The organism is Rhodobacter viridis (assembly GCF_003217355.1).
Lineage (GTDB): Bacteria > Pseudomonadota > Alphaproteobacteria > Rhodobacterales > Rhodobacteraceae > Rhodobacter > Rhodobacter viridis.
In genome coordinates this window covers 96,735-106,331 of the sequence record NZ_QJTK01000012.1, presented here as the reverse complement: position 1 = coordinate 106,331, position 9,597 = coordinate 96,735, and the positions used below count along the sequence as shown (strand labels likewise).

The 9,597-nt window shown below is 58.6% G+C and carries 9 protein-coding genes and 2 pseudogenes; 5 read left to right on the top strand and 6 right to left on the bottom strand.

Translation table 11 applies throughout. From position 1 onward, the window contains the following. Positions 1 to 663, bottom strand: a 663-nt coding sequence (locus tag C8J30_RS14270; RefSeq protein ID WP_146227921.1) for a hypothetical protein, incomplete at its 3' end; no start/stop codon positions are given. Then, positions 660 to 1,925: a toll/interleukin-1 receptor domain-containing protein gene (locus C8J30_RS14265; RefSeq protein WP_181420894.1), complete on the bottom strand. Its 1,266-nt coding sequence runs from the start codon at positions 1,923 to 1,925 to the stop codon at positions 660 to 662. The genes C8J30_RS14270 and C8J30_RS14265, both read right to left, overlap by 4 nt. 59 nt (positions 1,926 to 1,984) lie before the next feature. On the opposite strand from C8J30_RS14265, the pseudogene C8J30_RS14260 reads away from it, so the two are divergent. From C8J30_RS14260 to C8J30_RS14240, 4 genes and pseudogenes are all read left to right on the top strand, one after another. After that, positions 1,985 to 2,419 (top strand): annotated as a pseudogene (locus C8J30_RS14260) (tyrosine-type recombinase/integrase); the annotation flags it as partial. Between the two features lie 183 nt (positions 2,420 to 2,602). Beyond that, positions 2,603 to 2,920, top strand: a complete 318-nt coding sequence (locus C8J30_RS14250) for a DUF1153 domain-containing protein (RefSeq protein ID WP_110806511.1) — start codon at positions 2,603 to 2,605, stop codon at positions 2,918 to 2,920. Further along, positions 2,917 to 3,738 (top strand): IS3 family transposase, encoded by an 822-nt coding sequence (locus C8J30_RS14245; RefSeq protein ID WP_110806510.1) that lies wholly within the window; start codon positions 2,917 to 2,919, stop codon positions 3,736 to 3,738. The genes C8J30_RS14250 and C8J30_RS14245 overlap by 4 nt, the downstream gene beginning before the upstream one ends. 45 nt (positions 3,739 to 3,783) lie before the next feature. Then, positions 3,784 to 4,173 (top strand): annotated as a pseudogene (locus C8J30_RS14240) (transposase); the annotation flags it as partial. Between the two features lie 103 nt (positions 4,174 to 4,276). On the opposite strand, the gene C8J30_RS14235 reads toward C8J30_RS14240, so the two are convergent. The 4 genes from C8J30_RS14235 to C8J30_RS14220 form a co-directional block, all read right to left on the bottom strand. Then, positions 4,277 to 4,963: an Nmad2 family putative nucleotide modification protein gene (locus C8J30_RS14235; RefSeq protein WP_110806509.1), complete on the bottom strand. Its 687-nt coding sequence runs from the start codon at positions 4,961 to 4,963 to the stop codon at positions 4,277 to 4,279. Continuing rightward, entirely contained in the window at positions 4,963 to 5,451 is a 489-nt protein-coding gene (locus tag C8J30_RS14230) for a TIR domain-containing protein (RefSeq protein ID WP_110806517.1), read from the bottom strand. The genes C8J30_RS14235 and C8J30_RS14230 overlap by 1 nt, the downstream gene beginning before the upstream one ends. Positions 5,452 to 5,750: 299 nt before the next feature. Next, entirely contained in the window at positions 5,751 to 6,356 is a 606-nt protein-coding gene (locus C8J30_RS18350) for an SLOG domain-containing protein (RefSeq protein WP_146227919.1), read from the bottom strand. Continuing rightward, positions 6,353 to 7,516 carry a toll/interleukin-1 receptor domain-containing protein gene (locus tag C8J30_RS14220; protein ID WP_110806507.1) on the bottom strand — a complete coding sequence of 388 codons (1,164 nt, stop codon included), beginning with the start codon at positions 7,514 to 7,516 and terminating at the stop codon, positions 6,353 to 6,355. Before C8J30_RS14220 ends, C8J30_RS18350 begins: the two co-directional genes overlap by 4 nt. An 893-nt stretch (positions 7,517 to 8,409) precedes the next feature. Here C8J30_RS14220 and C8J30_RS14210 point away from each other — a divergent pair. Beyond that, positions 8,410 to 9,387 (top strand): thymidylate synthase, encoded by a 978-nt coding sequence (locus C8J30_RS14210; protein WP_110806505.1) that lies wholly within the window; start codon positions 8,410 to 8,412, stop codon positions 9,385 to 9,387. Positions 9,388 to 9,597 lie beyond the last annotated feature (210 nt).

Sequence of the window (9,597 nt, the reverse complement as noted above, 5' to 3'; positions counted from 1 at the left end):
TTGAACTCCTTCGTGAACTTCCGTCTCACCATGTCCGATCTCCGTTTCCTTGGTCACGATCTTATCTTCGTGTCCACGAAACCGGCAGCAGGCCACGACGGCAAGTCGTGCGGCTGCGCCGCCGGTCGTCTCAAGCACGAATATCGGGCGGTATGACTCCTTGCTCGCGAACCAATGGGCCTGTTCGATCACGTCGGCACCCCCACCGATGCAGACCAGCGCAATGGGTGCGTCGCGCGGGGATGGCGTGGAGATTTCGTTTTCCGCGAACGGATCATCGTCCGCTCCGTCCACGAAGTCGACCAAGCTGTAGCGCTCGAGCAGGGCCTCGTCTTCATCTTCGCGGTCCGAGCGCGTACGGGTCCGGTGGACGCGAACGGAAGGTGTAAGGTCGGCATCGGCGTGGCCACTTCCTTCAGCGAAGCGCTGGGTCTGATACTCCGCGGCGATCATCGCGAGCAGCAGAGTTAAGGGGGTGTCGCTCTCGGCGACGAGGCGGCCGCCTTCGGCGAAGACCGCGCGAGCAAGCGCCACGATCGCTTGGTCGATGTCCCAACCGCTGATCCGCGCCACCGCATCGCCCTCCGGCTCGCCTTCCGGCATGCCGGCCGCCAGCATAATCGTTTGGCGCTCGAGGCGTTTGCCGCGTTGCATCCAGCTCATAGAGTGCCCCTCACCATGTCTCCAACCGCGCGCGCCATCATACCCTCATCGATGAGGGTCATGTTGCAAAGTCCAGCCAGCCATTCGTGCTGACGCTGACGCGAGACCTCCATTAAATTCGACAGGCCAATGATCACGGCCTCGGTCCCCGGCAACGTCGCGCCGTATGCACGATGGTAGTCCGGAAGCTCCGGTGGGCGCGGCGTCAACCAGGCATGGTAGGACTTGGTCGGTGCAACGATGCGGAATGAGCCGTTGGCAAAGCGCTGCGGCAGGCGTCCGCCAGCCTGCACGACCGCCTGCTCGAAAGACTGCTCGAGTAAGATACGCCGTCTCAGCAATGCCCTATCATGCTGACTGCGTACAAATGCCCGGACTCGGCCGAGCGCCGCATTTTCAATTTCACCGCCAGCCGCGATATCGGCTGCATTCAGGAAAAGGCGCAGTGACGGGTCGATGCCAGCCATCAACGGCGCGCCAGAGAAGTTGAGAGCGGCAAGCCCCAACCCGCTGGCCCGGGCTTCAGCAATCTCGAAGGCGACCCATCGCGAACTCGCCAGATTCGGCGATTCTAGGACGAGGACCATTGCCTTGTCGCCGAGTTCCTGGCGCAGGCGCTGTTGGAAATTGACACCTGGCGGCACCCGGAAGTGATCGAGGAAAACGTCAAAGCCATCGTGCGACAATACATCGAATAGCTGGATCGCAGCCGCGGCCACGTCCGTTTGACGGTAGCTGATGAAAATGCGCGGCTGCGCCGCAGTGATCCCCGCGACCTGGAACACAGCGGGGAGGGCCTCCTCAATTCCTTGGCTCCAGAAGGCGACGTTTATCGCGCTCAGGGGGCCGGAAAGCAGCATGGGCGCGCGTGGCCGCGCAGTGTCAGGGAGAACCGGTAGTACTTGGAAATTGCCCGAGGTCTGAAACCAGTCCTTAGCGAGAGTGCTGGGCACGGCGGCGGTGAAATCGTCTCCGACGAGCACTAGGAGTTTTTGGCAGTCCGCCTCTCTCAACGCGTGGCAAATTGTCGCTAAACCTCCGCAGGGCGCTGGCAGACGGTTGGCACAGATGCTGCCCTGCAATTCGGCGAGGAGCGCAGCGGCCAGCTGGTCCATGTCTCTGCTCGCGGAGGCGGAGCCGACATGCTCGAACTGGATTAGCACGGGGTGCGGCAGCGCCAGACCATCAAAGGTATAACAGTGATAACCTACCCCGGTCTGCGCGACGGTGACGATCAGTTGGATCCCCTGTTGCAGCGGCATAGCTCCCCCAGCGTACTGCATATTCAAATACGGGAACACGATGACATTATTGCACGGTCGTGGCGAGTTCGAATTTTGAAGACAACCTTCGGCCGCATAGGCGCGAAGGCTTGGGCGAGAAAGCACAGAAATCGCACATCCGTGCCATCAAGGATTTCGCCCGCTTCCTGAACCGCTCCCCCGACACCGCCACGCCAGAGGAGTTGCGCGCGTACCAGTTGCACATGACCGATGCCGGGGTCACGCCGTCGACCTTCAACACGCGCATCGTGGCGCTGCGGTTCTTCTTCGGCATGACCTGCGGGCGCGAGGACATGAAGCGGTTCATGCAGTTCCGGCCCGAGCCGCGTCGATTACCGGTGGTGTTCAGCGTGGAGGAGGTCTCCGACATCCTGATGGCGGCCCCCGGGCCGGGGCTGAAGTATCGGGCAGCGCTCGGCATTGCCTATGGTGCCGGGTTGCGCGCCGCCGAGGTCTGCAACCTCAGCTTCGTCGCGCAGTTTGCCGACGCGCTTCTGCACGACGGCCGGCAGCGTGTCGTCCGCCATGGCACCGGCCCCGAGCGCGAAATCCAGACCGGGATCGGAGCTGTCCCGGTGCAGCGCCAGAAGGTGCGCGACAGGGCGAATGTATCGACCCAGTGAAATCCTGCTCATGCTACAAAGGAGAACGTGGCAATGAGTATGACGATGGACGACAGCATCAAACGTTGGACGGCGAAGCGAAAGACAGCCTTGGTGATCGAGATCATTCAGGGCAAGACGACGGTGGCCGAGGCGAGCCGGTCGTTTGACCTGACACCTTCCGAGATCGAGGGCTGGGTCGAGGACGCGAAGCGGGGCATGGAGAATTCCCTACGTGCCAACCCGCTCGATATTCGCGAGCAATACGAAAAGCAGCTCAAGGATCTGCAGGAAGCTTATGGCGAGGCGATGCTGGAACTGCGTGCCCGAAAAAAGCTGGCGGCCCTCATGGAGCGGGAGGACGGCAATTGATCCGGACGCTCCATGAGGGCCTTCTGGCCGATGGCCTCCGCGTGCCGCTGACCAAGCTTTGCACCTGGTTCGGCGTGCCGCGGCGCACGGTCTATTACAAGCCGACCAAAGCAGCGCCCAAAGTCGATGACCGGTTTGCGGTCCCGATCAAGGCGATGATCGAGGAAAATCCTTCGTTCGGCTATCGCACCGTTGCTTGGTTGCTCGGGTTCAACAAGAATACGGTGCAGCGGGTCTTTCAGCTCAAGGGCTGGCAGGTCCGCAAGCGCGCCATTGGCATGCGGCCGCGGATCGAGGCGGTGCCCTCGGTCGCCACCGCGCCGAACGAGCGCTGGTCGACGGATCTGGCGCGGGTCTGGACCGGCAAGGACGGCTGGGCGTCCCTGGCTCTGGTGATCGATTGCCACACGCGCGAACTCCTAGGCTGGCACCTGTCACGTTCGGGCAAGGCCACAACCGCCAGCGCCGCGCTCGAGCACGCCCTGATCAGCCGGTTCGGAACGCTTGGCCGGGTCGATCGGGAATTCCTCCTGAGGTCTGACAATGGGCTGATCTTCACAAGCCGCCACTTCACGGCGCTGGTCCGCAGCTATGGCCTGAAACAGGAGTTCATCACCCCACATTGCCCGCAACAAAACGGCATGGTCGAGCGCGTTATTCGGACGCTCAAAGAGCAATGCATTCACCGGCACCGCTTCGAGAGCATCCAGCACGCCAACCGCGTCATCGGCGACTGGATCAGCTTCTACAACCACCGCCGCCCTCATCAGGCCCTTGCCATGCGAACGCCTGTCGAGGCATTCAGATTAGCGGCTTAACCTGAGCAGATTCTGCTGGGTCATTACACGAAGGGCGTGCCGGACGAGAAGAAGATCCGCTTCACCTCGGCCATCCTGCCACGATGGGCGCGCCGGTCGCGCAGCCTCGATGCACTGCTGCCGGTGCTTTATCTGCGCGGCGTTTCCACCGGGGATTTCCAGGATGCCCTGAGCGCGCTCCTCGGGGCCGACGCACCGAACCTGTCTCCGGGCGTCGTCACACGGCTGACCGCGGGCTGGCAGGAAGACTACGACCGCTGGCAGCGCCGCGATCTCTCGGCCCGCCGCTACGTGTATATCTGGGCGGACGGTGTCTACCTGCAGGCCCGGATGGCCGCCTCCGCCTTCAGCGCCGCAGCCAGCATTTGGCGCGCGCCTTCACGGCCGATCTCCGTCAGCGGATCGAGGATGCTTCCGGGCTGGCGCAGCGGGGTGATCGTGGTATCGTCAGACATAGGCGTATCGTTCCTTTTGGAAGTTCTGGCAGGCTTGGACACCCGCCACGATACGCCGCCGTCTCACGCTCCATCACCCATTTTCAGTCATAGCTCTCGACCACCTCATCAATGATCTTGTTGGACCCGCTCGAGAATCTCGCAGAACTCATCCGGAATTGAAACGGGTCATCGACTACTGGGCTGCCCGTACGGCGAGCTTCTGCTTGGAACCAGGACAACAGGGGTTCTGCGGCCTGCGTCGCAAATCTGCGATGGTTCCGTCCATTGCTATACCCGATTGAAGCCAAAATGTTGCCAGGAATTAGTGGCGCCGAAGCACCAAAGTACGTGAATTGTTCAGAAATCAGAATTCGATTTGCCTGCGTGTCGGTCGCGATATTGGACGCATCGGGAGATCCATCTGGATGACTATGGTGTGAATCCTCTTGCTGCCATGCTGCGTCGTCATTCTGTCGATGATAAATATTGTCGCCCAACATCATCACGCGACTGCCGTTCCGAAGTGGCTTCTTCACCTCGAACCGAGGATCCAACCAATATTCATCAAAAGTCAGTGTTTCCGTTACGCGCATGCCAAAAATGCAGTGACCGGGTTCCGTTAGTGCACTGCCCGCTACACCAAATACCCAGTCGCCAGTCTGTGCGACTGCTCGGATTCTTGGCTTGCAGCATGCGAGGGTGCAGAAGCCGTGAAAAGGGTTCGGAGCGAACCCAAAGTCACGCGCAACGACGTAAACAAACACACTCTCAGCATTCTTCTTTACCATCAACAGCGCGACGTCGACATTGCGTGAACTGATTGACGCAGGTCCCCCGAGGGACTCTCAAAACGGGTGTTCTTCCCCTCGATCGCATCTACAATGCCCTTGGTTTTCCATTTAACGATGGCCTGACCGTAATAATCTAGTGCTTTCGGCACGTTTGCTTCCGTCCCACCGTGAAGATATACACCCACGATGCGTTTTCCGAGCTTGTGGGCCTGCTCGATCTCCCAATTCACCCAAGGTCGTGTGTGTGTCTTTGGGCCAATCAAAACAACCACCGTCGATGCCCAACGCATCTTCATACGTAGGAGCCGCTTGATAGTGTTCTCACTAACGCGGCCCTCCTTCACGCGCCGCTCGTTGGCCGGTTTCATGCGTACCGAGGAGTTGCGCACATAATAGTCACCACGACCGAGCATGCGTTGAAAGCTGTCCACATGTCTATCATCGTCGTGATGATGACTAATGAAAACATTTTTCTGTGCCGACACCTTAGCCTCCGACAATTGGACCGCTGAAAGAAGTTTGGTAATGCCAGTCGGTCATTTCAAGTCAAAATGTTCTATTTTTGGCACCTCGATTGACCTGCCCCCCGGTCGTCCCTCGTTCATAACGAGAGTCCTTGGGGTTGATAGTGGCCGGTTTCGGGTTGGGCAAGCGCGCCGGGCGCGGAGCCCTCGGCTTGAGATCCGCGCCCCGGATCACGCCGGGCAAGGGGGCAGGCGGCGCAGTTGGGCCACCCGCGAGTAAAGGTCAGAGCTAGATCTGAGCAATGATCGACATCGCCAATTCAGAGGTCCGCCATTACTCGTGGCTCAGACGGGGCGATCTCGAGGAGCCGATAGAGCCAGTACGTGAAGTCTGTTCGCGTGCGCATCTCACTTGGCAAGCTACCCACACGCTCAAAGAGTTCGCGCGATACGCCCCCTGGGGCAGGCAGCGGGATTAGCCGAGCCCCCGGGGCATCTTTCCGCAGAGCGTCGAATTCGTCGATCACTCCCTCCATGCCGCCAATGAAGACCGCTGCTTCGAAGGGGCGGTCGCTGAACATCCGTGCTCGCATTCGCGCAAGGCTCGCGTGCATGTCGCCTTCCACTGCAGGTACTTCTTCCCAGTTATCAAACCGTAGATTCGCCTCCGGATAACGGTCTCTGAAAAATGCGCTTTGATACAGAAGGACACTGCGCTCATATGGAACATCGAGCCGCCGCGCAGCTTCCCAAATAATCGGCGTGATCGCCGGCTGTCCACCCCAGACAAGAAGTCGTCGACCGAGCACAACTTCCACAAAAGCGTGAATGGCCGAGCATGCGAGTACTGGATCGAAGCTCTCAAACCCGCGCCGGTCTGGTTGCGGTACGCTCGCCGACAAAAATATTGCACCGCGGTCGCTCATCGTTGGAGCTCCTTGAGCATCGGGTCCGGATTGTCGGCGCGTATCCAACGGAACCGCTCGATGCCCCCGGCAAACCATTCAAGATGATCGATCCAGCTTTGAAGAAGGCTCTGGCCATCATAGAGGAGTGCGCACTCGGCATCCGCGTGCTTGGCGATTCGCTCAACAGCGTCCGAGGTGGGAACACCGACCGCGGGATAGACGGTCAGTTCAGCGTTTTCGCCGAGCGTTAGACGCGGAAGGCTTATCGAGACTCGTTTGAGAGGCCCCGGGTTACTGATCGTTCCGCCGCGCTTTTCGACGGCGAGTCGAAGTGTTCCGAGCATGTTGTCGAGCCGCGCTGCTACACTTCGGGCGCGGAACCGTTCCAATGCATCTCCGATGCGATCGATTGCAGTGCCACACAGTCGTCCGTCCGAGTCGAGATCGACGTCGGAGAGGGCAACCGTCGTTGTGAGCGTCGCTGCGGGTGCCGGGGCCACGCCGGGGAAGCCTACACGAAGGATACCAAGGCGCATATTCCCAGCACGCCCGAATTCTTCTTCTGTCCAGCGACTTGTGAAGTAGCCCGTTGTATCGAGCATCAGCAGTACGTCGCAGTCACTGAGCTGGTGCCATAGTGCGTCCTGAAAGCGGCCTCCATAGCGAATCTCGTGTGTGTCAAGGAAGACGCTAAACTGGCGAGCAAGTAGTGCGTCATGGACCTGCAACGCCGCATCACGCGCTTCAGTGCGACGATAGCTCAGAAAGATGCGCCGCTTGGCGGGCATCAGGCCCAAGGTCTCGAGGACGGCTGAGGCGAGCGCCTCCGCCTGCGTATCCGAATTGCCTCCATATTGAAGCGCGTTGAAGGCGGCCACCTCCGGCGGCAGCTCTGAACTGCATGCGGATAGATCGGAGACGATCGGTATTAACAAGTCAGTTGCGGATACCATCGGCTTGGCGGTCGCTCGGACTGCGTGGCTGCCGAAGAAGAGAACGACTTTTGCATCACCGGGCATAGCGGCTGCAAGTGATTGCGATGCAAAATCCAAAGCGACTTCGTCGTCAAGCTTCAAGCCGAAGGGCTCTAACGCGTCCGAAAGGGCCCGACGCAAGGCGGCGTCGAAGCGCGACGTCTCGCCTTCAATTACAAGCCTATATGCGGGTACGCCGGTCATCCAGAATGCCTTTCATATTCAAGCGTAACTCCTTCGGGGTTGCGCACCAAGCGCCAGTCTCCATCGGACTTTAGGGCGCGCGTAGGTTCGAACCTGAACCGCCCCGGGTTTGCCGGAGGCTGATTTGGGTTAGTTACGCGGCCATGGCTTCAGTTTCCAGAGCTGCGTAGAAATTGACTTCTGCCTCGGCGGGCGGGATGTTGCACCCAAATCATGTCAGCACTTGGAAGCGGCAGGCAATTGACGGGATGGTGGACGTTTTTCTGGCGGAAAGCAAAGCGGCCCGACGGAGGCAGAGGTCAAAGAGCTGCACGCCAAGATTGGGAGGTTGGCGGTCGAGAACGATTTTTTGTCGGAAGGGCTCAAAAGGTGAGCCCGGCAAAGAAGCGGGCAATGATCCAGCGTGACCACCCCGAATTGAGTATCAGCCAACAGTGCAAGCTGGTGCAGATGTAGCGTTCGGCCTTCTATTACACGCGCGTCGGGGTCGACGCAGCCACGCTGGCGATGATAAAAGAGATTGATCGGGTGTTCACCAAGTATCCGTTCTTCTGCAGCCGCCAGATCGCAGCCTAGGTCGCATTGAACACCCAGCGGGCAGCGGCCCGTACACCACGCCGCGGGGCATGATCCAGGTTCGCAAGATCGTCAAAGACTGTATGGCGTTCTACAACACCAACCGGCCCCATTGCGCGCTTGATCGACGAACGCCCGACTAGGCATACTGGACCGGCTTGGAAGAGCAAAAAACAGCATGAAACCTAAACCCGATACACCGTAGAGAAGCTGCAAAACTGTCCGAAAAGGTGGGACCACTTCACATTGCAACCACCGGCAGTCCTTCAACTGTGATCTCAAGACCACCGCCACACGTCTCTCATCGGAGCCGATTGATGCAGTCAATTGATGTCGATTCATATCCTGAGTTCCTGACTACGGCTCTCACACTTTTGTTCAAACACCGCGATGGCGCCTCTCCACGCGGCAGAGATACTTTGGAACTCATGGACGTGAGTTTCCGAATTCGATATCCGTCAAGAAGACATCCAAATAGCTCTGGACGGAACGCCAATGTCTTCGCACTTGTCGCCGAGACTCTCTGGGTTCTCGGTGGCAGAAACGATTTGTCGTTCATTGAGGCATACCTGCCACGGATGCGGGAGTTCTCCGATGACGGGGTGACTGTCGGTGGTGGATATGGCCCGCGAATCCGTAGCTGGAAATCAGTAGATCAACTGAGTTCGATTTTGACGACACTCTCAAACGATTACTTTTCTCGGCGGGCGATTGTCTCACTCTTTGACCCGGAAGTTGACCACGACCAGACGCGACGAGATATTCCATGCAATAGCATTCTTCAGTTTACTGTTCGCGACAATACTCTAAACCTTGCAGTAACGTCTCGCAGCATGGACATAATCTGGGGATCTGCCATCAACGTATTTGAATGGACGACGCTCCAGGAAATGGTCGCATTTTGGCTACAACTTCCAATCGGCACGTACGTTCACCATGTAGGTTCACTACATATCTACGACGATTTCTACGGTCGGGGTGAACGAATCATCAAATCCGAACCACCCAAAAACAAAGGGGCAATAGATTTCGACATCCCATTTGACAAATTCGATCAATCGCTCAAAGTCTTTTTTGATGTCGAGAGTAGATTCCGATCAGGAGATCTTTTTCACAAGGTTGCCATTTCGCACTCGCTTTGGCTGTACGAAGTGGTTGAACTTACAAGAGCGTACTGGCTTGCCAAGTTCAGAAGATACCCCGAGGCCCGTCAGGTTCTTGCAGACATGCGTTCTACAGAAAATGTCGCGATGGCGTTTTCGCAAGTGGCTTCAATGGAGAAACACTATGGTTAACGTCATAGTGGTCGGCCACCTGACACTGGACACAGCATGCGACTACGTAGAAAGGACAACGCATTTTGACTTGCCTCAACCCGGATCAACTGCGCGAGCCCTGAGGCCGACAGCCCCTCGATCCCGCGCAGGCGCCGACCGTTCATCAGCACGATCTCGACCGGCGAGGGTGAAATGGCGGGCGTGACCGTCTTCTCGGCCGTCATCTCG